This window comes from Bradyrhizobium sp. YR681, from assembly GCF_000282615.1.
Taxonomy (GTDB): domain Bacteria; phylum Pseudomonadota; class Alphaproteobacteria; order Rhizobiales; family Xanthobacteraceae; genus Bradyrhizobium.
Genome location: NZ_AKIY01000039.1, coordinates 29,599 through 51,205, shown reverse-complemented (window position 1 = coordinate 51,205; position 21,607 = coordinate 29,599). Strand labels below are relative to the sequence as shown.

20 protein-coding genes are annotated in these 21,607 nt (G+C 64.8%); 4 read left to right on the top strand and 16 right to left on the bottom strand.

From position 1 onward, the window contains the following. From PMI42_RS06060 to PMI42_RS06040, 5 genes are all read right to left on the bottom strand, one after another. The coding region (locus tag PMI42_RS06060; RefSeq protein WP_008131574.1) for a M56 family metallopeptidase at positions 1 to 864 on the bottom strand (864 nt) is incomplete at its 3' end. Next, the gene (locus PMI42_RS06055) at positions 861 to 1,253 is read right to left on the bottom strand and encodes a BlaI/MecI/CopY family transcriptional regulator (RefSeq protein ID WP_008131572.1); all 393 of its coding nucleotides are present in this window, start codon (positions 1,251 to 1,253) and stop codon (positions 861 to 863) included. The genes PMI42_RS06055 and PMI42_RS06060, both read right to left, overlap by 4 nt. Positions 1,254 to 1,588: 335 nt before the next feature. Beyond that, complete coding sequence (locus PMI42_RS06050; RefSeq protein ID WP_081502877.1) at positions 1,589 to 3,241, bottom strand: NAD-dependent malic enzyme; 1,653 nt, start codon at positions 3,239 to 3,241, stop codon at positions 1,589 to 1,591. Positions 3,242 to 3,541: 300 nt separating this feature from the next. Then, a complete protein-coding gene (locus tag PMI42_RS06045) occupies positions 3,542 to 4,540 on the bottom strand; it encodes a tripartite tricarboxylate transporter substrate-binding protein (protein ID WP_008131568.1) in 999 nt (332 codons plus the stop codon). A 102-nt stretch (positions 4,541 to 4,642) separates the two neighbouring features. Then, entirely contained in the window at positions 4,643 to 6,973 is a 2,331-nt protein-coding gene (locus PMI42_RS06040) for a mechanosensitive ion channel domain-containing protein (protein WP_008131566.1), read from the bottom strand. A gap of 801 nt (positions 6,974 to 7,774) precedes the next feature. Between PMI42_RS06040 and PMI42_RS06035 the strand changes: the two genes are divergently transcribed. Next, complete coding sequence (locus PMI42_RS06035) at positions 7,775 to 8,659, top strand: MBL fold metallo-hydrolase (protein ID WP_008131564.1); 885 nt, start codon at positions 7,775 to 7,777, stop codon at positions 8,657 to 8,659. Between the two features lie 262 nt (positions 8,660 to 8,921). Here PMI42_RS06035 and PMI42_RS06030 read toward each other — a convergent pair whose 3' ends face one another. From PMI42_RS06030 to PMI42_RS05995, 8 genes are all read right to left on the bottom strand, one after another. Continuing rightward, on the bottom strand, positions 8,922 to 9,872 hold the full coding sequence (locus PMI42_RS06030; RefSeq protein ID WP_008131563.1) for a polyphosphate kinase 2 family protein: 951 nt from the start codon (positions 9,870 to 9,872) through the stop codon (positions 8,922 to 8,924). Next, complete coding sequence (locus PMI42_RS06025) at positions 9,814 to 10,851, bottom strand: branched-chain amino acid ABC transporter permease (protein ID WP_008131560.1); 1,038 nt, start codon at positions 10,849 to 10,851, stop codon at positions 9,814 to 9,816. Before PMI42_RS06025 ends, PMI42_RS06030 begins: the two co-directional genes overlap by 59 nt. Further along, positions 10,848 to 11,729 (bottom strand): branched-chain amino acid ABC transporter permease, encoded by an 882-nt coding sequence (locus PMI42_RS06020; RefSeq protein WP_035964652.1) that lies wholly within the window; start codon positions 11,727 to 11,729, stop codon positions 10,848 to 10,850. The genes PMI42_RS06025 and PMI42_RS06020 overlap by 4 nt, the downstream gene beginning before the upstream one ends. A gap of 5 nt (positions 11,730 to 11,734) precedes the next feature. Further along, complete coding sequence (locus tag PMI42_RS06015) at positions 11,735 to 12,439, bottom strand: ABC transporter ATP-binding protein (RefSeq protein WP_008131555.1); 705 nt, start codon at positions 12,437 to 12,439, stop codon at positions 11,735 to 11,737. Then, entirely contained in the window at positions 12,439 to 13,209 is a 771-nt protein-coding gene (locus tag PMI42_RS06010) for an ABC transporter ATP-binding protein (protein ID WP_008131554.1), read from the bottom strand. Before PMI42_RS06010 ends, PMI42_RS06015 begins: the two co-directional genes overlap by 1 nt. A 12-nt stretch (positions 13,210 to 13,221) precedes the next feature. Then, entirely contained in the window at positions 13,222 to 14,532 is a 1,311-nt protein-coding gene (locus PMI42_RS06005; RefSeq protein WP_008131552.1) for an ABC transporter substrate-binding protein, read from the bottom strand. Positions 14,533 to 14,626: 94 nt separating this feature from the next. Beyond that, the gene (locus PMI42_RS06000; RefSeq protein WP_008131551.1) at positions 14,627 to 15,331 is read right to left on the bottom strand and encodes a hypothetical protein; all 705 of its coding nucleotides are present in this window, start codon (positions 15,329 to 15,331) and stop codon (positions 14,627 to 14,629) included. A gap of 29 nt (positions 15,332 to 15,360) precedes the next feature. Then, positions 15,361 to 16,386: an ABC transporter substrate-binding protein gene (locus PMI42_RS05995; RefSeq protein WP_008131550.1), complete on the bottom strand. Its 1,026-nt coding sequence runs from the start codon at positions 16,384 to 16,386 to the stop codon at positions 15,361 to 15,363. Positions 16,387 to 16,525: 139 nt separating this feature from the next. On the opposite strand from PMI42_RS05995, the gene PMI42_RS05990 reads away from it, so the two are divergent. Continuing rightward, complete coding sequence (locus PMI42_RS05990; protein ID WP_008131548.1) at positions 16,526 to 16,975, top strand: cupin domain-containing protein; 450 nt, start codon at positions 16,526 to 16,528, stop codon at positions 16,973 to 16,975. 49 nt (positions 16,976 to 17,024) lie between these two features. Here the strand turns inward: PMI42_RS05990 and PMI42_RS05985 are convergent, their stop codons facing one another. Together PMI42_RS05985 and PMI42_RS05980 are read right to left on the bottom strand one after the other, a co-directional pair. Then, on the bottom strand, positions 17,025 to 17,810 hold the full coding sequence (locus tag PMI42_RS05985) for an ABC transporter permease (protein ID WP_008131546.1): 786 nt from the start codon (positions 17,808 to 17,810) through the stop codon (positions 17,025 to 17,027). Further along, positions 17,810 to 18,628 (bottom strand): ABC transporter ATP-binding protein, encoded by an 819-nt coding sequence (locus tag PMI42_RS05980; protein ID WP_008131544.1) that lies wholly within the window; start codon positions 18,626 to 18,628, stop codon positions 17,810 to 17,812. Before PMI42_RS05980 ends, PMI42_RS05985 begins: the two co-directional genes overlap by 1 nt. A gap of 120 nt (positions 18,629 to 18,748) precedes the next feature. Here PMI42_RS05980 and PMI42_RS05975 point away from each other — a divergent pair, with 120 nt between their 5' ends. Both PMI42_RS05975 and PMI42_RS05970 read left to right on the top strand, forming a co-directional pair. Continuing rightward, positions 18,749 to 19,531 (top strand): ATP-binding cassette domain-containing protein, encoded by a 783-nt coding sequence (locus PMI42_RS05975; RefSeq protein ID WP_008131542.1) that lies wholly within the window; start codon positions 18,749 to 18,751, stop codon positions 19,529 to 19,531. Next, the gene (locus PMI42_RS05970) at positions 19,528 to 21,087 is read left to right on the top strand and encodes a glycine betaine ABC transporter substrate-binding protein (protein ID WP_008131539.1); all 1,560 of its coding nucleotides are present in this window, start codon (positions 19,528 to 19,530) and stop codon (positions 21,085 to 21,087) included. Before PMI42_RS05975 ends, PMI42_RS05970 begins: the two co-directional genes overlap by 4 nt. A gap of 25 nt (positions 21,088 to 21,112) precedes the next feature. Here the strand turns inward: PMI42_RS05970 and PMI42_RS05965 are convergent, their stop codons facing one another. Further along, a complete protein-coding gene (locus tag PMI42_RS05965; RefSeq protein WP_008131538.1) occupies positions 21,113 to 21,490 on the bottom strand; it encodes a rhodanese-like domain-containing protein in 378 nt (125 codons plus the stop codon). Positions 21,491 to 21,607 lie beyond the last annotated feature (117 nt).

Here is a 21,607-nt window from a genome sequence, read left to right as displayed (position 1 = left end):
GGCGGGAATCGCCCCAGCCGCGATGATGCGCTCGACGCGGGCGCGCACGGTCGAGGCCCGCGCCATCGCGAGCTCCGCGGAACGCGGCTTCACGCTGCTGGCAAATTCGAGCAGGATTTCCGCGTAGGACAGCCGGTCGTCGATCACCTCGATCGCCTGCGCGTCGCTGATGATCTCGGCAAGCTCGGCGAGGCGCGCGAGCTGCCACCACGAGAACGGGCTGAACCAGAACACCGCGCGGTTGAGCGCCGCGAGCAGCAGCACATAGAAATCGCGGTTGGCGACATGGGCGCCTTCATGCGCGAGCACCGCGAGGCGCTTCTTGGCGTCCCAGCCGGAGAATTGCGGCGGCACCAGAATGGTCGAGCCGAAGGTGACGGGACCGCCGACGTCGCGGCTGACGCGCACGTCGGCGTCGATCATCTGCGCGCCCTTCATCGGCTTGGCCGCCCGCGCCAGGCGCCAGGTCAGGCAAAGCCCGATCGCAAGCCGCAGCAGCAAAAGTCCGGCGACGCCGGCATAGACGATCGTGGCGATCAGCCACCAATTGATCGAGACGACGCTTTTGACCGGTGGCGCAACGATTGCGCCGGGCGCGATCGGCAGCACAGGCTGCGGCGTCTCCAGCGTCGAGATATCGGCCGGAGACAATTCATCCAGCACCGGCACCGACAGGGGCAGCCGGTCGATCGTGAGCGTCGGCCAGTGCATCACGAATGGCATCGCGAGCGAAGCCACGAGCACGACGACCCAGGCCGTCATGTGAACGTGCGGATTGCGCACGCGAAACAGGGTGAGACCGAACCAGACGACGCCTCCCAGCACAAAGGAGCGTAGCGCCGCCTCCGCCAGAGTTGCGATCATTCTTTCTTCACTCCTCTCGCCTTCTTCGCCTTGGCCACCTGGTCGGCCAGCGTGCGCAATTGCTGCTGGTCGAGCATCTTGTTGTCCACCATGCCGACGAGGACCTCCTCGATCGAGCCGTTGCAGAACCAGTCGACGATGCGCTGCACCGCCTTGGCCGCCACCCGGGAGCGCTCCTCGGCCGCATGGTAGACGTAAGTGCGTCCGTCCACGGTGTGGTTAGCATAGCCCTTTTCCTCGAGCCGGCGCAGCACCGTACGCACCGTGGATTCCTTCAGACGCCGCGACAACCGCTCCCGCACCACCTCGGCCGTAACAGGACCATGGGCCCAAACCAATTGCATGACCTCGTGCTCGAGATCGCCCAGCTCGGGCAAACGATCGTCCATGGTATTTGACCTTGCGGTTGGAATTCTTCTTGTAGCGTTACGGATTGTCGCATAGGCGGCCGCGCCAGGCAACGGCGATTCCGGCGGCAATGGTGGTGATGGGCTGACCTAACGGGAGCAAGTTGCGAACCGGGAGGGCGGTGCGCTCCCTCTCCCGCTTGCGGGAGAGGGTCGGGGTGAGGGTGTCTCCGCAGTGAGACTCCCCAAGAGGATAGAGCCCTCACCCGGCGCGCGGGACGATGCTTCGCATCGCCCAGGGTGCGCCGACCTCTCCCGCAAGCGGGAGAGGTGACCGAGCCAGCCGCCAGGTCGCGTCAATCAAAAGTCATCAGGCTTCAGTACTTCGGCTCGTACATCTGCGACTGCACCAGTCCCTTCACGTCGTTCGGCGCCGGTCCATCCGCCAGCCCGCGCTGATAGGCGACATCCGCCACCGCAACGGCGATGCGGGCGGAGACCTCGCGGATGCGGGGCAGCGCCGGATAGAGACTGCCCTGCGCGAGGTCCTCCTTGCCGACGCAATCGGCCAGCGTGTGGGCGGCCGCCATGAACATCTCGTCGGTGACGAGGCGCGAGCGGCTGGCGATGACGCCGAGGCCGACGCCGGGGAAAATGTAGGAGTTGTTGCCCTGGCGCGGCACGAAGGTGCGGCCGTTGAGCTTGACCGGATCATAGGGGCTGCCGCAGGCGAACAGCGCGCGGCCCTCGGTGTAGCGATAGGCATCCTCCGCCGAGCACTCGGCTTTCGAGGTCGGGTTCGACAGCGCGAACACGATCGGCTGTTCGTTGAGCTCGGCCATCGCCTTGAGCACCTCGGGGGTGAAGGCGCCGCCGACCGCGGCAACGCCGATGATCGCCGTCGGCTTCAGCGTCCTGATCGCGGTGAGGAAGTCCGCGATCGGCGCCTGGTCGGTATGGGCATAGCGGAGCTTGTGGCCATGGAGGCCGTCGCGGCCGCTGACGACGAGGCCACGGGAATCCACCAGCCAGTTGCGCCGGAGCGCCTCGGCTTCCGAGGCGCCCTCCGCCATCATCGCGGAGACCACGAGATCGGCGATGCCGGTCGCGGCCTCCCCTGCCCCGAGGAACAGGATTTTCTGGTCCTTCAGCTTGCCGCCGTTGACGCGCAACGCCGAAAACAGGCCAGCGAGCGCCACCGCCGCGGTGCCCTGGATGTCGTCGTTGAAGACGCAGGTCTCGTCGCGATATTTGTGCAGCAGCTTGAATGCGGAGTGATTGGCGAAATCCTCGAACTGGATCAGCACGCCCGGGAACGTCTTTCGCGCCGCCTGCATGAACTCGTCGACGAAGCTGTCATAGGCCTCGCCGGTGAGCCGCCGCTCGCGCAGGCCAAGATAATAGGGATCGTTCAACAGCTCCTCATTGTTGGTGCCGACGTCGAGCACGACAGGCAGGCAATGCTCGGGATGCACGCCGGCGCAGGCCGAATAGAGCGAGAGCTTTCCGACCGGAATACCCATGCCATTCGCGCCGAGATCGCCAAGTCCCAAAATGCGCTCGCCGTCGGTGACAACGATGAGTTTTGCGGGGTTGGGCCAGTTCTTCAGGATCTCCGCGATCTGGCCGCGATCGCGCGAGGAGATGAACATGCCGCGCGGCCGCTGGTAGATCAGGCCAAACTTCTGGCAGGCGAGCCCGACCGTCGGCGTGTAGATGATCGGCTGGATCTCGTCGATATTGTCGACGACGACGCGGAAGAACAGCGCCTCGTTGCGGTCATGCAGCGCGTTCAGCGCGACGAATTTTTCGAGATCGGTCGGCAGCATGCGCAGATTGACGAGCACGCGCTCGACCTGCGTCTCCATCGTCAGCACGCAGGGCGGCAGCAGGCCGCGCAGGCCGAGCGCATCGCGCTCCGCTTCGGTGAAGGCGGTACCCTTGTTGAGCAGGGGATCGCGCAGCAGCGCCATGCCATGTGCGGTGTCGGATGATGTCGGCTGGGCAGCGACCCGGGCAGGTCTATTCACGAATTCCCCCAAGGAGTTTCTTATTGAACCGCAGGCATTGTCGGCCACCGCTCCCCCGATATCAAGGACGTAGCAACCCGCGCGTGGATTGTGATCTCGCACCGCAGCGAGGATGACGTGAGAACAAGCAATTGCGTGTGCGAAAAGGTTAACGCGGCAAAGCCAGTCCTTCCCCTCATGGTGAGGAGGCGCACAAGCGCCGTCTCGAACCATGAAGGCCCCTATCCCGCCTGCGGCCGTCCTTCGAGACGGCCGCTACGCGGCCTCCTCAGGATGAGGAGAAGCGCTTGTGGCGCAGCTCTACTCCGGCTTGATGTCCGCAGCCTTCACGATCGGCCACCATTTCTCGGTCTCGGCCTTCTGGAAAGCGGCGAGCGCCGCAGGCGTCTGCTGCTCGGGTGGCGGAATCTCCTGCCCCAGTTCGCCAAAGCGCGCCTTGACCGCGGGATCGGCGAGCACGGCGACGATCGCCGCGTTGAGCTTGGTGACGACGTCCTTCGGCGTGTTCTTCGGTGCCCAGATGCCGTGCCAGTAGGAGATGTAGAGGCCCGGCAGGCCCGCCTCGTCGACGGTTGGAATGTCGGGCGCGGAAGCAAGCCGCGTCGGCGAGGTCACCGCGAACGCCTTGATCGCCCCGTTCTTGTACTGCTGTATCGAGTTCGAAGCCTGGTCGAACATGATGTCGATCTGGCCGGCGACGAGATCGATCATGGCGGGTCCCGCGCCGCGATAGGGCACGAACTGGAAGTCGGTGCCGGTCTTCTCCTTGAAGAAGACGCCGGCGACATGGGCGCCGGTGCCCGCGCCGGCGGTCCCGGCGGTGGCCTTGCCGGGGTTGGCCTTCAGCCACGCGATCATCTCTTTCAGGTTGTTGGCTTCGAGCGACTTGCGGCCGACGATGAGCTGCGTGCCCATCGCGATGGTCGCGACCGGCTCGAAATCGGCGATCACGTCGTAGGGCAGCTTGAAGATCGCGCCATTGAGCACATGGGTGCCCCAATGGCCGATGGTGATGGTGGTGCCGTCAGGCGTCGCACGCGCCACGCGGGCTCCGGCAATGCTGCCGGAGGCGCCGGCAACGTTCTCGACCACGACCGTGGTGTGCAGCTCGGCGGCGATCCGTTCGGACAGGATCCGGGCCAGCGTGTCGGTCGGGCCGCCCGCCGCGAACGGCACCACGAGGGTGATGGAGCGCGATGGAGACGATTGGGCGCTTGCTGGCGCGGCCGCCGCCGCACATCCGAGCAACGCGCAAATGACGATCACATGACCGCGCAATCCGGCCCACAGCCCCGGCATCATTCTCTCCCACCCTTTTTGCCGCCCGCATGTTGTCAGCGGGCTGGAGCCGGAGTGAACGATGCCGGGTGCGTGGAGGCAAGCGGTAAGTTGACCGGCCCGCTATCCGGCCGCGCGCCGCGGCGTGAGGTTTGCGGCGTGATCCGCCGGCGGCGCAACGTGCATCAGGACGGTCTGGGTGGCCGACGCGACCTCGATGCCGTGCTGCTGGAAGCGCTGCTTCATGCGACGGTTGAACTCGCGCTGCACCGGCCAGCGGCCGGCCTCGGTGCAGCGGATCTGGCCGACGATCGACACCATGGCGCCGTCGACCTTGTCGATGCCCCAGAGTTCGAGATCGCCGCGGATCAGCGCGCGGAAGTCCGCCTCGCGGCGCATCTCCTCGACGATATCCTTGAGGATCTGGCCGGCGCGATCGGTGTCCTCCTTGTAGGCGACGTTGACGCTGACGGAAGCATTGCCGGCGCCGCGACTGGCATTGGTGATGGTGGTGACCGCGCTGAACGGCACGATGTGCACCGCGCCATCGCCGGCGCGCAGGCGAATGGTGCGGATCGAGACGTTCTCGACAACCCCGGAGAGACCGGAGACGCTGACATTGTCGCCGACCTGCACCGTGTTCTCCAGCAGCAGGAACAGGCCGGTGATGAGGTCCTGCACCAGCTTTTGCGACCCGAAGCCGATCGCGATGCCGACGATGCCGGCGCCTGCGAGCAGCGGCGCGACATTGACGCCGATTTCGCTCAGCGCCGTGAGGCCGACGACGGTGGCGATCAGGCAGAGCAACGCGGTGCGCAGCATCGGCTGGAAGGTGCGCAGGCGCGCGGCCCGGGCATAGTGGCCGTCCCGCGACAGCGTGTTGATCTGGCGGTCCAGCAGCGCGTTGCTGGCTTCCCAGATCGCAGCCGCGATGAACACGGCGACGCCGATCGTCACCACCGCCGAGATCAACCGACCGCCGATCTGGCCGCCATAGAACCAGACGATGGCATCCACGCCCCAGACTTCGAGCACGGCCACGAAGCCGATGAAGGCGATCGCGCCGGAGACGATCCTGCGCAGCAGCGGCAGATAACGGTTGGCCCGGACCTCCAGCCCCGGAAAGCGCTGGAGGATCTCCGGCTTGATGCGGAAGCCGCGATCGATCAGGCCCAGCGTCAGCATGATGGCGACGCGCGTCAGCAACGCGACAACGACGGTGCCGACGAAATATTGCAGCAGCAGCGAATAGCCGTTGCGGATGTTGAGCGCCCACACCGCCCACAGCGCAAGATCGAGCGCGATGGCGAGATAGTGCCAGCCGCCGGCGATGCGGTTGCGCAGACGCGCCGCGATGCCGTGCCGGTCCGCCGGCGCGCGAATGGCCTCGGCGACCTGGCGGCGGCATTGCAGGATGATGACGACGACGAAGAGATGCACGACCAGCATCACCATGCGCAGCAGCGCGGCATAACCGGCGCGGTGCAGGCCGAGCAGCAGCGCCACATTGGCGAAGGCGATGCCGGAAACGCCGACACCGACGATGCGGCGGGCCCAGATCTCGATATAGGCCGCCGTCTCTGCCCGCACCGGAAACAGGCCGTAAGGTCCCGCCAATGCGCGGACGACGCAGATGAGGCCACGCGAGAACGCATAGGCATTCACGACCGCGAGGATCACGAGGCGGACGGTGGTGGGCTCGCCGATCTCGGTTCCGAGCAGCGCGGAGGCAACGCCCATGAGGACGAACACGGGAAGCAGCTCGAGCACGAGGCGCCCCAGCACGAAGGGCAGCCGCAGCATGACCTGCCAGATCCGCGCCAGATTGTGACGACGCCTGTGTAGGTCGGGCGCGGGGGTGACGTCGGCCACCGATGACGGCGGATCTGCCATGGGCAGCGCCTGCACCGGCAAATGCGCGGTTTGCGGCATCCGCCCTTCCAGGAACGCGACCGGACGCCGGATCAGGCGGAAGATCACCCATTCGGCCGCAAGCGCGCAGCCGAGCACCAGCGCGAGCTTCCAGGCAATCTCGATCAGGAGATTGTAGGCGGCAGGGTCGTTCGCGGTGCGCATGATCCAGTAATAGAACGCCGGGAAATGCGTGAGCGTTCGCGCCATGCTGGCGATCTCGCCCGAGATCTCGCCGATCTCCTCGGACACCGTGAGCAGCAGCTGCGCGCCGAGGCCGTCGGCGGACAGCGGGATCGGCGATTTCGGCTCGGGCGCGGGCGGCTGCTGACCGGACGCATTCGCGATGGCGCGCAGCGTGTCGATCATCTGCGCGCGCTTCTTGTCGTCCTGGAGCGTCTCAAGCGCGCGCTTGGCCTCGTCGGGCGACAATGCGGCCGCATTGGTCGCAGCCGGCGCGGGCGGCTCGGCACGAACAGGGGAGAACGACGCGATGGCAAGGAAGAGCGCTGCGAGAAGCGCGGAGGCAAGCTTATGCGACACGAAGGATTCCCTGAAAAAACAGATGCGCCCCGGCGGAATCGGAATCGTCACCACCGAAGCGCATGCGTCATGTCGGATTGGCGTTATTCGCCCGCGCCCTGTGTCGGAAGTTTGCCGATCAGGCGACAATCTCTTGGCATTTGCCGCAACGCAGGATCGGGAACCACGTTCTGCTGTAGCCATTCGCAGTTGGCGGGAAGCTCGCTCGCGGCGCATCCTTCGAGACGCCCGCCTGCGGCGGGCCCTCAGGATAAGGTTGTGCCGTGCGGCGAGATTCTAGAACCCTCATCGAGATTCTAGACCCTCATGGTGAGGAGCCCGCAACGCGGGCGTCTCGAACCATGCAGGCCGGACTCATCCAGAAATTTCCAGATCTCATACGCAGCACGATCCAAAACGCACAGCGCCGGGCAGGTAGGGGCTCTGCCTTGCTGATGCAGCCCACTAAACCTTGACCCGGCGTGCCGTTCGCGGTTTCTGCCGCTATGCGATAGTCCGAACGAGCTCCATCGCACTTAACGCGGCTGGATTTGCGGAGGTGGTGTCATAGACCTCCCCTTGCTCTTGAGGTGGACGTTGCGCGTCGCGTATTCGCGACCACACACATGCTCCTCCCATGACATAAAACTGTCAAGCGCGATCAATGGGTTTCAAATCACATTTGGCAACCTGTTCCCCGATGTTCCCGCGACAGATTGGCCGCGTGAAACAGCGGAATAAATCTCTCGACGCAGCGTTTGTGTCGAAGGGATATTGCATTACCGCCCCGCCCGCCTCCCTTGCATTTCCAGAAAGCCAGAGATGAAAGCATCATTTTGCATCGCCGTTCTCGCGTCCCTCGTGACCGGATCGGCGTTCGCACAGACCCCGCCGCAAACGTCCACCCGGAAGGTCGACGGCACCGACAATGTCTACATCTTCCGCTATGGCGGCCATCAGTCGATGTTCGTGGTGACGCCGAAGGGCGTGATCGCGACCGATCCGATCTCCTACTTGCGGCCGGCAAAACCCTATATCGACGCGATCAAGGCGGTCACCGACCAGCCGATCAAATACGTCATCTACAGCCATCACCATTACGACCACATCGCCGGCGGCCAGCCCTTCAAGGATCTCGGCGCCACCTTCGTCGCGCATCGCCGCACCAAGGAACGCCTGCTCGAGCTGAAGAAGCAGAATTCGCTGCTGGCCGACGTCGTGATGCCGGACCAGGTGGTCGACGACAAGAAGGCCATCACGCTCGGCGGCACCACGCTGGAGCTCAACTATGTCGGCCGCAACCATTCCGACAATTCGCTGGTGATGCGGCTCCCGAAGGAGAAGATCGTCTTCGTGGTCGACTTCGCCCCGATCGAATCCGTCCAGTTCCGCAACATCCCCGACAACGCCTCGCCGCTGGAATATATCGCCTCGCTGAAGAAGCTGGCGTCGCTCGACTGGGAGCGGATGATCCCAGGCCATCCCTATGCCGGCGGCCGCTTCGGCACCAAGAAGGACATCGAGGACGACGTCGCCTACATGGAAGATCTGTCAGCCGAGGTGAAGAAGGCAGCCGACGCCGGCAAATGCTTCGACACCGCGATGAAGGAAGTGAAGCTGCCGAAATACGAGAAGTGGGCGAACTACGAGGCGAGCCTCCCCGCCAATGTCGAGCGCTTCTGCTACTGGTGGGGCCGCGGCTACTGACGGCTGGCCCAGAACCCGTAGGGTGGGCAAAGGCGCGCTCTTCGCGCCGTGCCCACCACCTCTATCCGCAATGAAAATTGCGTGGGCACGCTTACGCTTTGCCCACCCTACGGGACCGGTCTTCCGGGCACTGTTGCGATGATGACACCATACCCCTGTTTTGCCCGACGCGTCAAGAGATTTTCGCTAAATCAGAATCGAATTGCCAAGCCGTTGATTTCACTATCGCCGGCTACTGTGCATGGGGTTGTTTTCGCGCTTTTCACTTTACCCGTTTCCTGCCGCCCTTCCCCTCCTCCTTCTCCAGCGCCTTGCGCACCTCGTCGAACTCCGCCACCGAGGCCTTGTCGGCGCGGGGGAAGCGCAGATCGAGCTTTTCGAGCGCGGCATTGATCACGGAGCCGATCACGACGCGGGCGAACCATTTGTGGTCGGCCGGTACGACATACCACGGCGCGTGCGGCGTCGCCGTGTGCCGGACGATGTCCTGGTAGACCGCCTGGTAGCGCGGCCACAGCGCGCGCTCCTTGATGTCGTCCATCGAGAACTTCCACTGCTTGGACGGCTCGTTCAACCGATCGAGGAAGCGCTCGCGCTGCTCCTCCCTGGAGAGGTTGAGGAAGAATTTCAGCACCACGGTGCCGTTGCGCGACAGGTAGCGCTCGAAGGAAGAGATGTCCTCGAACCGCTCCTTCCAGATGTTCTTGGTGACGAGCTTCTGCGGCAGCTTCTCCTTGGCGAGAATCTCCGGGTGCACGCGCGTCACCAGGCATTCCTCGTAATGCGAGCGGTTGAAGATGCTGATATGGCCACGCTCGGGCAGCGCGATGGCGTGGCGCCAGAGGAAGTCGTGGTCGAGCTCCTTGCTGCTCGGCGCCTTGAAGGCATGGACCTCACAGCCCTGCGGATTGATGCCCTCGAAGATCGCCTTGATGGCACTGTCCTTGCCGGCCGCGTCCATCGCCTGGAACACGATCAGCAGCGACCAGCGGTCCTGGGCATAGAGCTTCTCCTGGAACTCGATCAGCCGCTTCTTGTTGGCGTCGAGAATCTCCTGCGCCTTCTCCTTGTCGAGATCGCCCTTCTCGTTGGTCTTGTGCGCCTTGAGATGAAACTTGCCCGCGCCATCGTAGCGGAACGGCGTGATGTAGCGGTCAAGTACCTGGGCGAGCGATTTGGACGGCTTCTTGCTTTTGGACGACTTCGTGTTCATGGGCGCGGGGCACCTTGCGTTGCGGCTTCAGTCGGTCGAGCACGCTACCAAGGATACCCTTGGGAAGGAATATGATGAAAAGCACCAGCAGCACGCCGTAGACGAAATTGTCCCAGCCGACCGCCTTGGTGCCGAAGCCGATGCGCAAGGTCTCGGCCAGCAGGATCGTGATGATGGCGCCGACGGTCGGACCGAGCGAGACGAACAGGCCGCCGACGATCGCCGCGAACACCATCTGGAGCGACACCGCGATGCCGCTGACGGTGTCGGGCGTGATGAACATCTGGTACTGGCAGTAGATCGCTCCCGCCAGCGCCGTCATCAGCGCGCTGAGCAGCGTGATCTTCAGTTTCTCCGCGGTGACGTCGACGCCGGCCGCGGCCGCGGCGTCCTCGTCCTCCGAGATCGCCTCCAGCGCATAGCGCGCCATGCTGCGGTCGACCCAGTGCCAGACCACGATGCCGAACAGCCAGACGCCGAGCGCGATCAAATACCAGGTGATCTTGTCGTCGAATTGCAGCGCCAACAGCTTGTTGCCCGCAGCGCGGTTCGGCGTGTAGCCGAGCGAGCCGCCGGTATAGTCGCGCGTGGCGGTGATGACCTGGAGCACGATGCCTGACAGCGCCAGCGTCACCAGCACGAAATAGTGCCCGGTGATGCGGAAGCGGAAGCAGGGATAGCCGACGATCAGCGCCAGGATGCCTGCCGCGACCATGCTGATGGGGATGCCGATCCACGGCGACAGGCCGAGATGATTCCACAGCAGCGCGGTGACGTAGGCGCCGATCCCCATGAAGCCGCCATGGCCGAGCGAGACGAGGCCGAACCGCCCCATCATCGACCACGACGTATAGGCGAACGACCAGATCAGGATCAGCACCAGGATGTGCAGATGATAGGGATCGCGATAGACGAAGGGCAGCGCGACCAGCGCCGCCAGACCGATCGCCCACGCCGCAAGCCGCCCCTGCCCCATCATCGGCGCCTCGCAAGCAGGCCCGCGGGCCGGATGAACATCATGACGATGAAGAAGGCGAAGGCGAGCACGTAGCCCCATTCGAGGTCGGAGAACAGGCCGCCGAGCGAGATGATCTCGGCGAACACGAAGGCGGCGATGAAGCCGCCGATGAAATTGCCGAGGCCTCCGAGCACGCAGATCAGGAAGGTGATCGGCCCGAAGGAGAGGCCGACGAAGGGGTGCACGTCATATTGCAGCACGAGCAGGCAGGCAGCGAGCCCGGCCAGCGCGCCCCCGAGCGCGGAGGTGATGAGGTAGATCCTCTTGGTGTCGACACCCATCAGCGCCATGATCTGCCGGTCCTGCGAGATGGCGCGGATCGCGGTGCCGGTGAAGGTGCGCGTCATGAACAGATAGACGGCGACCATGCCGACCAGCGCGGCCAGGAACGACAGCAGCCGCGCGTAGCTGAAGTTCATGTCGCCGAAGGCGAGCACCGGCAGGCGGATGCCGAGATTGCGGAAGTCGATGCCGAAGGCGACGGTGGCAAAGCTCTGCAGCACGAACAGCACGCCGCCGGTGGCGAGCAGCTGGTTGATCGGCGGCGCGGTGAGCAGCGGCGCGATCACGAGGTAGTGCAGCGCTGCGCCGAGCACCGCGACCAGCAGGATCGTGAGCGGCGCGGCGACGAAATAGCTGATGCCGTAATACTGCACCAGGAAGTACATCGCATACATGCCGATCATCACCAGCTCGGCGTAGCAGATCCAGGTCACGTCGATGACGCCGAAGATCAGATTGAGCCCGAGCGCGAGCAGCGCCAGCACGCCGCCAAGCAGGATGCCGTTGATCACGGCCTCCAGCAGGTAGATGTCGAAAATGTCCAGGAACCCCTGCATGAACATCACACCCCGAGATATGCTTCCTTGACCGTGTCGCTCGCCAGCATCTCCGCCGAGGTGCCCGAGCTGCGGATCGTGCCGGCCTCGATCAGATAGGCGCGGTCGACCACCTTCAGCACCTGCTGCACGTTCTGCTCGACGATCAGCACCGTCAGCCCGCTGGCGCGAATGCGCTTCACCAGCTCGAACACCTGCTGCACCACGACCGGCGCCAGCCCCGCCGAGGGCTCGTCGAGCAGCAGCAGCTTTGGATTGGACATCATCGCGCGGCCGATCGCGCACATCTGCTGCTCGCCGCCGGACATGGTGCCGGCCATCTGGTGGCGGCGCTCCTTCAGGCGCGGGAACAGGTCGAACACGACCTCCAGCCGCTCGGCATAGTGGCCGCGTGCCTCCTTCATGAAGGCGCCCATCTTGAGATTGTCGTCGACGCTGAGCTGCGGAAACAGCCGCCGGTTTTCCGGCACATGCGCGATGCCGAGGCTGACGATCTTGTGCGGCGGCGTCGCCACGACGTCGACACCTTCCATCTTGATCGACCCGCGCGAGGGACGGATCAGGCCGGAGATCACGCGCATCAGCGTGGTCTTGCCGGCGCCGTTGGGACCGATGACACCGACGGCCTCCCCCGCCTTCACGTCGAGATTGACGTCGAACAGCGCCTGGAAGGTGCCGTAGCCGGCGTTGACGCCGCGGAGCTCCAGCATCACTGCCCTCCCGCGCGGCGGCGCGCTGCGGCGGCGGCGGCCTGCGTGGTCTCGGCATCGGTGCCGAGATAGACCTCGATGACGCGCGGATCGCCGGCGACCGCGCTGGGCAGGCCTTCCGAGATCTTCTCGCCATGGTCGAGCACCATGACGCGGTCGACGACGCGCATCAGCACACCCATGATGTGCTCCACCCAGATGATGGTGATGCCGAGCTCGTCGCGGATGTTGCGCAGCATGTCGGCGGCCTGCCCCATCTCGGCCTCGTCGAGGCCGCCGAGGCTCTCGTCGGCGAGCAGGAGCTTTGGCGCGGTGGCGAGCGCTTTGGCAAGTTCGAGCTTCTTCAGGCCGGCCGCGCCAAGGCCATCGACGCTGGCGTGACGATCGGTCGGCAGGCCGACCATCGCCAGCGCGCGTTCGGCCGCCGCCTCGGCCTTGATGCGGCTGTGGCGCCCCTGGCCGTAGAAGCCGGCGAGCGCGACGTTTTCGAAGATGGTCAAGCGGCGGAAGGGGCGCGGGATCTGGAAGGTGCGGCCGATGCCGCGGTTGATGATCCGGTGCGGCGCGAGGCCGGCGATCTCATGTCCGGCAAACAGGATCGAACCTGATGTCGGCGCCAGCGTGCCGGAGAGCATGTTGAAGATCGTGCTCTTGCCCGAGCCGTTGGGGCCAATCAGGCCGAGGATCTCGCCCTGCTCGACGCTGAACGACACGCTGTTAAGGGCGGTGAAGCCGCCAAACCGCTTCACCAGCCCGCTGACTTCCAGCACCGCCCCGCTCCGCTACTGGTTGCTGTAGGTGGTGCCTTTGGGCAGCGGCAGCACGGCCTCGCGCTGCACCTGGCTCTTGGGCCACACCACGGAGGATTTGTCGTCGAGATACTGAATCACGACAGGGAAAGAGCGTTCGTTCTGGCCAGACATCGGCGTGCCCTCGCCGTAGAACTTGACGCCGAAGCCCAGCATGGTCCCGCCCTCGGGAATGTCGGTGTCGAGCGCCGCCTTGCGCAGCGCGTCGGGATCGACCCCGCCGTACTTCTTGATCGCGCGCGGCAGCACATCGCTCATGAACACATAGGTGTTCGAGGCACCTATGCCGACATGGGCGGAACGGATCGCAACGCCGGGCCTGATCTTGTCGAACTCCTCGCCGACCATCTTGATCACGGCCGGAAGCTTGGGATCCATGGTCTTCTGGTTGGCAAGCCAGATCGAGATCGGGTCGGTGTTGAAGATGTAGGTGGCGTCCGCGCCCATGCCCTCCTTCAGCTTCTCATAGACGCCATAACCCGCGCCGTGCCCCATCAGCGCGCCGAACTTCAGCCCCTGCTCGCGCGCCTGGCGCAGCAGCAGCGTGATGTCAGGATTGTAGCCGGTGTGAAAAATCACGTCGGGTTTTGCGCGCTTCAGCTTGGTCACCAGCGCGGAGAGGTCAGGCGCGGTCGCCGAATAGCCCTCCTTCATCACGACGTTGAAGCCTGCCTTCTTGGCGCCGACCTCGTTACCCCTGGAGACGTCGACGCCATAGGCGCCGTCCTCGTGGATGATGGCAACGCGCAGGTCCTTCGGCTCCTTGTCGAACTTCGCCTTGGCATTCTGCGCGATGAAATCCATCGTCATCATGCCGAACTGGTCGCCGCTCGCCTGGGGGCGGAAGACGTATTTGTAGCCCTTCTCGTTGAACACGGCCGACGAGATGCAGGTCGTCATCCACATGAACTTCTTGAGCTGCTCGACGCGGGCTGCGACCGGCACGCACTGCGCCGAGGAGAAGAAGCCGAGCACCATGTCGACCTTCTCCTGCTCGAGCAGGCGGACGGATTCATTGATGGCGATATCAGGCTTGCTCTGGGCGTCGGCGTAGACCGCCTCGATCTTGTAGCCCTCGACGCCGGTCTTGGCGAAATGGTCGAGGATGATCTTGGCGCCGACATAGTTGAGCTCGGACCCGCCGCCTGCGAGTGGCCCGGTCAGGTCGAACACGACGCCGATCTTGATCTTCTTCTCTTGAGCTTCGGCCGAAGCCATCAAACCGGTCGCCGATATCGCGACCAACAATCCACGTATCAAACGGGCAGCCATGCGCAGACGCATCAGAACCTCCCTGCACGATTGTGCATTGCATTCTTCTTGGTTTTATTTTTCGCCCATCACATGGGCTGCGCGCAACGATGTCAAGCCTCGCGCGTCAGCGCGAGGCGAACTGTTGGGCAACGAAGGCCGTGACAAATGGCGGCATGGTCGGCGTGAGATCACTCATCCCGCGCACGAGATGGATGGCCGACAGTTCAGGCTCGGCCTCACGCGCCAGATTGGCTTCGATCCGGGCACGCGCCGCCTCGCCCGGCACATTCAGGTTGAGCACCTGTATCATTGCAATCGTGGGGCCGGTGACGACGCAATGCCACTCCGGCTCCGCCCAGTAGTCTGCCGTGGTCAACCCGGTCTCTTCCCCCAGCTCACGGACGACACTGCCGGCAATGTCGAGCGTGCCCTCCACGACATCATCGAGGTCCGGCGTGCCCGAGGGGAAATAGATGCGGCCTGCATTGGCCGTGTGCTGCGCCATCTCGCCCATGACGAAGGCGCCGTCGGAAGCGCGCAGAGCGCCCATGCCAAAGCCGTTAAACACCGCCTTGTCGGGAAAGCCCCAGTCGCGCCAGGCGAGAAAGCTGGCAAAGTCCGTCTCGAAATAGGTGGCGGAGAGATGACCGTCGGCAAAAGCGGCATCGCGCCCGAGCAGGACGCGGCCGTTCCAGATCTTTGGCCGCTCGCGCTGCTGCTCGGCGAAATGCGCCGCGATCTCCACGCGGCGCTCCTCCGCAAAGGACCAAGCGACCGGCCTCACGGCAAAGTCAAACGTCGTGACGCGATGGATGATCAGCGATGTCATGACGACTGACTACACCGTCCAAGCGTCAGCTATTTGGCGTTCCCCGTGGTCTTCTTGGCCTGCTCGACGTATTTGTTGGTAAAGGTCTTGCTGACGTCGATCTTGGCGTTGGCGACCTCGGGCGAGCCGACGCTGAACACGGCGAGCACGGCGTCCGCGCCCTTCGGGTCCATCTTGCCGGTTTCGGAGAACATCGGGATCGTGTTCTTCAGCGCCGCAAGATAGAGCTCCTTGTTCTTGCCGACGATCTCCTCCGGCATCTTCGCCATGATCTCCTCCGGCGAATGCGAATGGATCCAGGCGATCGTGGCGAGCATGGCATTGGTGAGCGCCTGTGTCTCCTTTTCGTGACTGTTGATCCAGGCCACGGTCGAATACAGCGCGCCACCGGGATACTCGCCGCCGAACGTCTCGAGCGTGTCTTTTTGCGTACGGGTGTCGCTGAGGATCCGCAGATCCTTGTGGCTGCCCTGGAGCACGGTGACGGCGGGATCGAGCATCACGGCCGCGTCGAGCTGGCCCTGCTCCATCGCGGCGACGGCAGTGGCGCCAAGGCCGACGCCGATCACGGCGGTGCCGGCGGGATCGAGCCCGTTCTTCTTCAGGAGATATTTGAGAAAGAAGTCGGTGGAGGAGCCGGGGGCGCTGACGCCGACCTTCTTGCCGGCGAGATCCTTGACCGACTTGATGTCGTTGGTGCGCGAGGGCGCGACCACCAGCACGAGACCGGGATAGCGGTCATAGACCACGAAGGCCTGAAGCTCCTGCTTCTTGGCGGCGAGGTTGACGCAATGGTCGAAATAGCCCGAGACGACGTCGGCGCTGCCGCCGAGCACGGCCTTGAGCGCGTCCGAGCCGCCCTTGAGGTCCACCAGCTCGACATTGACCCCGGCCTTCTCGTACTCGCCGAGCTGCTTGGCCAGCACCGTCGGCAGGTAGCACAGGCAGGCCCCGCCACCGACCGCGATGGTGACCTTGCTCTGCGCCGCGGCAAGCGAGGTGGTGAGCGTCAGCGCCAGCAGCGCGCCAGCGAGCCTGGCAATCGTGTTCTTCATTGGTTTCCTCCGTTCGGCTGGCGGCACCATAAAGCAGCCGGACTGGCTTGAGAAGCACTGCCTAAGTGCGACTGGCCATCGGCCTTTCGGCGCAATAGCATGGGTCCACAAGAACAATTCTTGATGGGGAGGATCATCCATGAATCGCCTTGCAATCACGCTGTCGATCGCCACCGCCTTTGCCGCCGGATGCGGCGCAAACCAGCTGCTCCGGCCGGCGCTGGCCGCCGAGAACATCACCGCGCAGATCATCCATACCGGCGAGATGGAGGGCGATGCGCTCGGGGCCGCCAACAATGTCGGCTACCGCTCGAAAATGTTCGCGAGCGCCGACGGCGCCACCATCTCGATCCAGGTCGGCAATGTGCCCAAGCACATGCATCCCAACACCAACGAGATCCAGTACATCCTGGACGGGACCGGAACGATCTGGCTCGGCGACAAGGAGGTCACGGTGAAGCCCGGCGACCTCGTCATCATCCCCAAGGGCACGCCGCATGGCGGCACCAAGCCGATCAGCGGCCAGGTCAAGGCGATCGCGATCAAGACGCCGCCGCAGGCGCCAGACGATACCAAGCTGCTGGACTAGGGATTTCGCAATATCGGGGCTCGCGCCGATGCGCGGGCCCCTTTTGCGGCTACCCGCGTCCGTCCACGGTCGGCCGCCAGACCAGTAGCCGCCGCTCCACCAGCGTCACCCCAAAATCGATCAGGATGACGAAGGCCGAGAGCACGAACATGCCGGCGAACACGCCGGCGACGTCGAATATCCCTTCGGCCTGCTGGATGAGATAGCCGAGCCCGGCGGCCGATCCCAGATATTCGCCGACGACCGCGCCGACCACGGCAAAGCCGACCGAGGTGTGCAGCGAGGAGAACATCCAGGACAGCGCCGAGGGCCAATAGACATGCTGCATCAGCTGCCGCTCGCTCATGCCGAGCATGCGGCCGTTGTCGAGCACCGTGCGGCTGACCTCCTTGACGCCCTGATAGACGTTGAAGAAGACGATGAAGAAAACCAGCGTCACGCCGAGCGCGACCTTGGACCAGATGCCGAGGCCGAGCCACAGCGCGAAGATCGGCGCCAGCACCACGCGCGGGAGCGCGTTGACCATCTTCACATAGGGATCGAACACCGCGGCAACCAGCGGCTGGCGCGCGAACCAGAAGCCCACCAGCACGCCGCCGGCCGATCCGATCACGAAGGCCAGCACCGATTCCGTCAGCGTGATGCCGAGATGCTTCCAGATCACGCCGGACGAGAACCATTTGACGATCTGGGCGAAGACGTCGACCGGATTGGAGAAGAAGAACGGCGGCAGCAGGATCTTGCCGAACACCGGCACGGTCGACAACAGCTGCCACAGCGCCAGGCAGACAATGGCGACCAGAACTTGCAGCGCAAGCAGCGTCACGCGCGACATCAGACCGCCTCCGCCGCTTGGGTGGATTGCGCGTAGCCCTTCATCACCTCGTCCTTGAGCACGCCCCAGATCTCGCGGTGAAGCGCATGGAACTCCTTGTCCAGCCGCACCTCGAAGATATCGCGCGGGCGCGGCAGGCTGACGCGCCAGTCGCCGATGATGCGCGACGACGGTCCCGCCGACATGATCACGACCCGGTCGGCGAGCGCGATCGCCTCTTCGAGATCGTGGGTGACAAACAGCACGGCCTTGCGGTCGGCGTTCCAGAGATCGAGCAAGAGATTGCCCATCACCTGGCGCGTTTGCGCATCGAGTGGCCCGAACGGCTCGTCCATCAGCAGGATTTTGGGGTCACGGATCAGCACCTGAGCCAGCGCCACGCGCTTGCGCTGGCCGCCGGAGAGCATGTGCGGATAGCGACCCGCGAAAGCGCCGAGGCCGACGGATGTCAACCATTTCTGCGCGCGCTGCAGCGCCTCGGCGCGCGGCGCGCCCTGGATCTCGAGCCCGATCGCGACATTGTCGAGCGCGGTCTTCCACGGGAACAGAGCATCGGCCTGGAACAGATAGCCGGCATCCCGGTTCAGCCCCGCAAGCGGCTGGTCGAAGATCTTGACGCTGCCGGCGGCAGGCTTGAGCAGGCCGGCCGCGACATTGAGCAGCGTCGACTTCCCGCAGCCGGTCGGGCCGACGATGGCGACGAACTCGCCCTGCGCGACCGAAAGATGCGCCTTCTCCACCGCCGTATAGACCCGGTCGTCCCCCAGCCGGAACGCGACCTTGGCATCTTCCAGCGCCACTGCCGTGGGCGTCGTCATGTGCTTCCTCCGAATTTCGACCGATGCCTTAGCCGCTCGCGCGACCAAGTTCAATCGAGCCGCCAAGCGTGCTACGCATGGGGTCTCGCTGCCCCCTTGCCCTCCTTGAGCCCACGCGCGATGCCTTCCAAGCCGGCGATCAGCTACCTAGAGGTCACCAAGAGCTTCGGTCGCCTCAAGGCCGTGGACGACGTATCGCTCGATATCGCCGAGGGTGAGTTTCTGGCCATCGTCGGCGGCTCGGGCTCGGGCAAGACGACGCTGCTGCGGCTCGCCAACCGCCTGATCGAGGCCGATGCCGGCACCATCACGGTCGAGGGCGAGGAGGTGCGAAACGTCGATCCAGTCGCGCTGCGGCGGCGGATCGGCTACGTCTTCCAGAGTGGCGGCCTGTTCCCGCATTTGAGCGTTGCCGACAATATCGGGATCACGCCGAAGCTGCTGGGGGAGCCGGCGGCGACCATCGCGACACGCGTCGATGAATTGCTGGAGCTCGTGCAGCTCGACCGGGCCGCGCATCGCGACCGGCTGCCCGAGGCGCTTTCCGGCGGCCAGCGCCAGCGCGTCGGGGTGGCACGGGCGCTCGCGGCCAAACCTCGGATCGTGCTGATGGACGAGCCGTTCGGCGCGCTCGATCCCCTCACCCGCGATGCACTCGGCGATGATTATCGATCGCTGCATCGCAAGCTCGGCCTGACCACCGTCATGATCACCCACGATATGACGGAAGCGATCCTGCTCGCCGACCGCATCGCGGTGATGCGCGGCGGCAAGCTGCTCGCGCAGGGCACGCCCGCAGAGCTCTCCACAAGCAGCGATGCCTATGTGCTGGAGCTGCTGCGCACGCCGCGGCGCCAGGTCGAGCGGCTGAACGCGCTGCTGCCGCAGAGCGGTGCGGCATGAGCCTCTTCACCGATCCGCGCTGGGGCGAGGCGCTGTCGCATCTGCCCGACTATCTCGGCAACCATGTCCGGGTGAGCCTTGCCGCGCTCGGGCTCGGCCTCGCCGTCAGCCTGCCGCTCGCGATCCTGACGCGCAACCGCCCCGCACCGCGCGCCGTCCTGCTCGCGCTGGCCAGCATCGTGCAGACGGTGCCGGGGCTGGCCTTGCTGGCGCTGTTCTATCCGCTGCTGCTCGCCGCTGCCTCGCTCACGCTCGCCTGGTTCGGCGTCTCCTTCTCCGCTTTCGGTTTCCTGCCGGCGATGCTGGCGCTCGCGCTCTATTCGATGCTGCCGGTGCTGCGCAACGGCATCACCGGCCTCAACGGTATCGACCCCGCGCTGATCGAGGCGGCCAAGGGCGTCGGCATGACCGGGCGACAGTCGCTCGTGATGGTCGAGCTGCCGCTGGCGCTGCCGGTCATGATGGCAGGCATTCGCACCGCCGCGGTCTGGGTGATCGGCACCGCGACTCTCTCGACGCCGATCGGGCAGACCAGCCTCGGCAACTACATTTTTGCGGGGCTTCAGACCCAGAACTGGGTATTCGTCCTGTTCGGCTGTTTTGCGTCGGCCCTGCTGGCGCTCGCCGTCGATCAGCTGCTCGGCCTGATCGAGGGCGGACTGCAACGCCGCAGCCGCCTGCGCACCGGGCTCGGCGCGATCGGAATCGCAGCACTGGTCGCCGCAACGCTGGTGCCGACAATGGGGCGCTCGTCGCAGGGCTATGTGGTCGGGGCCAAGACCTTTGCCGAACAATATGTGCTGTCTGCCTTGCTCCGGGATCGCCTCCAGACGGCCGGCCTCTCCGCCACCGCGCGATCGGGCCTGGGCTCCAGCGTGATCTTCGAGGCGCTCAAGGCCGGCGACGTCGATCTCTATGTCGATTATTCCGGAACCCTCTGGGCCAACCAGCTCCATCGCACCGACATCAAGCCGCGGGCCGAACTGCTCGCGGATTTGAAGACGGCGCTTGCAAAGGACAACATCGCCCTGCTCGGCGAGCTCGGCTTCGAGAACGCCTATGCGCTGGTGATGCCGAAAAAGCGGGCCGAGGCGCTCGGCATCCACAGCATCGCCGATCTCGCAGCACGTGCATCGAACATGTCGATCGCCGGCGACTACGAGTTCTTCTCGCGGCCGGAATGGGCGGCGCTGCAAAAGGCCTACGGCCTTCAGTTCCGCGCGCAACGCCAGATGCAGCCGGACTTCATGTATGCCGCGGTCGCCAGCGGCGAGGTCGACGTGATTGCCGGCTACACCAGCGACGGCCTGATCGCGAAATACGATCTCACGGCGCTCGACGATCCCAGGCACGCAATCCCGCCCTATGATGCGATCCTGCTGCTCGCACCAAAGCGGGCTGGTGACGAGAAGTTGCAGGCGGCGCTCAGGCCACTGCTCGGCAAGATCGACATCGCCACCATGCGCGAGGCCAATCTGCGCGCGGCCGGCAATGACGGCAATTCGTCACCGGATGCGGTGGCGAAATGGCTATGGGAGAAGGTGGGCCGGCGCTGAGCATGGCTCCGCGCCGCCCCTTTCGCTACGCCTTCTCGACAGCGCCCCCGGCGTCGGCCCAATCCTTGAAACCGCCGACGTTGTAGACATGGCCATACCCCATGTCCTGAAGCAGCTTGCCGGCAAGGGCCGAACGACCGCCGGAGGCGCAATAGAGGATCACGACCTTGTCCCTGGCGAGGGTCTTGTCGTGATAGGGCGAGTCGGGATCGGCCCGAAACTCCAGCATGCCGCGCGAGACATTCAGCGCGCCGGGAATCTTGCCGCTCTTCTCGATCTCAGGCGCATCGCGCACGTCGAGCACGAGCGCGCCCTTGCCGATCATCTCCTTGGCCTGAGCAGGCGTGATCTTCGGCACGGCGGCGTTGGCGGCCTCCAGCATCTGTTTCACGGAAATTGCCAATGACTTCTCCTTGGGTTCGCGGTTTGTCGAACGCCCCCACTAGCCGGCATCGTCCTTCATCGCGTCCCTCGTTCGGATGACGCCGGACGGCCAAGGTACGACGGATACGGTGGCGAA

What these genes read in the sequence shown, in the direction of transcription:
- PMI42_RS06015 (WP_008131555.1), bottom strand. Translation starts at nt 12,439, where the DNA reads ATGCTGGAGCTCCGCGGCGTCAACGCCGGCTACGGCACCTTCCAGGCG.
- PMI42_RS06005 (WP_008131552.1), bottom strand. Translation starts at nt 14,532, where the DNA reads ATGCGTCTGCGCATGGCTGCCCGTTTGATACGTGGATTGTTGGTCGCG.
- PMI42_RS06035 (WP_008131564.1), top strand. Translation starts at nt 7,775, where the DNA reads ATGAAAGCATCATTTTGCATCGCCGTTCTCGCGTCCCTCGTGACCGGA.
- PMI42_RS05980 (WP_008131544.1), bottom strand. Translation starts at nt 18,628, where the DNA reads ATGACGACGCCCACGGCAGTGGCGCTGGAAGATGCCAAGGTCGCGTTC.
- PMI42_RS06000 (WP_008131551.1), bottom strand. Translation starts at nt 15,331, where the DNA reads ATGACATCGCTGATCATCCATCGCGTCACGACGTTTGACTTTGCCGTG.
- PMI42_RS05970 (WP_008131539.1), top strand. Translation starts at nt 19,528, where the DNA reads ATGAGCCTCTTCACCGATCCGCGCTGGGGCGAGGCGCTGTCGCATCTG.
- PMI42_RS05995 (WP_008131550.1), bottom strand. Translation starts at nt 16,386, where the DNA reads ATGAAGAACACGATTGCCAGGCTCGCTGGCGCGCTGCTGGCGCTGACG.
- PMI42_RS06020 (WP_035964652.1), bottom strand. Translation starts at nt 11,729, where the DNA reads ATGCAGGGGTTCCTGGACATTTTCGACATCTACCTGCTGGAGGCCGTG.
- PMI42_RS06030 (WP_008131563.1), bottom strand. Translation starts at nt 9,872, where the DNA reads ATGAACACGAAGTCGTCCAAAAGCAAGAAGCCGTCCAAATCGCTCGCC.
- PMI42_RS06025 (WP_008131560.1), bottom strand. Translation starts at nt 10,851, where the DNA reads ATGATGGGGCAGGGGCGGCTTGCGGCGTGGGCGATCGGTCTGGCGGCG.
- PMI42_RS06045 (WP_008131568.1), bottom strand. Translation starts at nt 4,540, where the DNA reads ATGCCGGGGCTGTGGGCCGGATTGCGCGGTCATGTGATCGTCATTTGC.
- PMI42_RS06055 (WP_008131572.1), bottom strand. Translation starts at nt 1,253, where the DNA reads ATGGACGATCGTTTGCCCGAGCTGGGCGATCTCGAGCACGAGGTCATG.
- PMI42_RS05985 (WP_008131546.1), bottom strand. Translation starts at nt 17,810, where the DNA reads ATGTCGCGCGTGACGCTGCTTGCGCTGCAAGTTCTGGTCGCCATTGTC.
- PMI42_RS05990 (WP_008131548.1), top strand. Translation starts at nt 16,526, where the DNA reads ATGAATCGCCTTGCAATCACGCTGTCGATCGCCACCGCCTTTGCCGCC.
- PMI42_RS05975 (WP_008131542.1), top strand. Translation starts at nt 18,749, where the DNA reads ATGCCTTCCAAGCCGGCGATCAGCTACCTAGAGGTCACCAAGAGCTTC.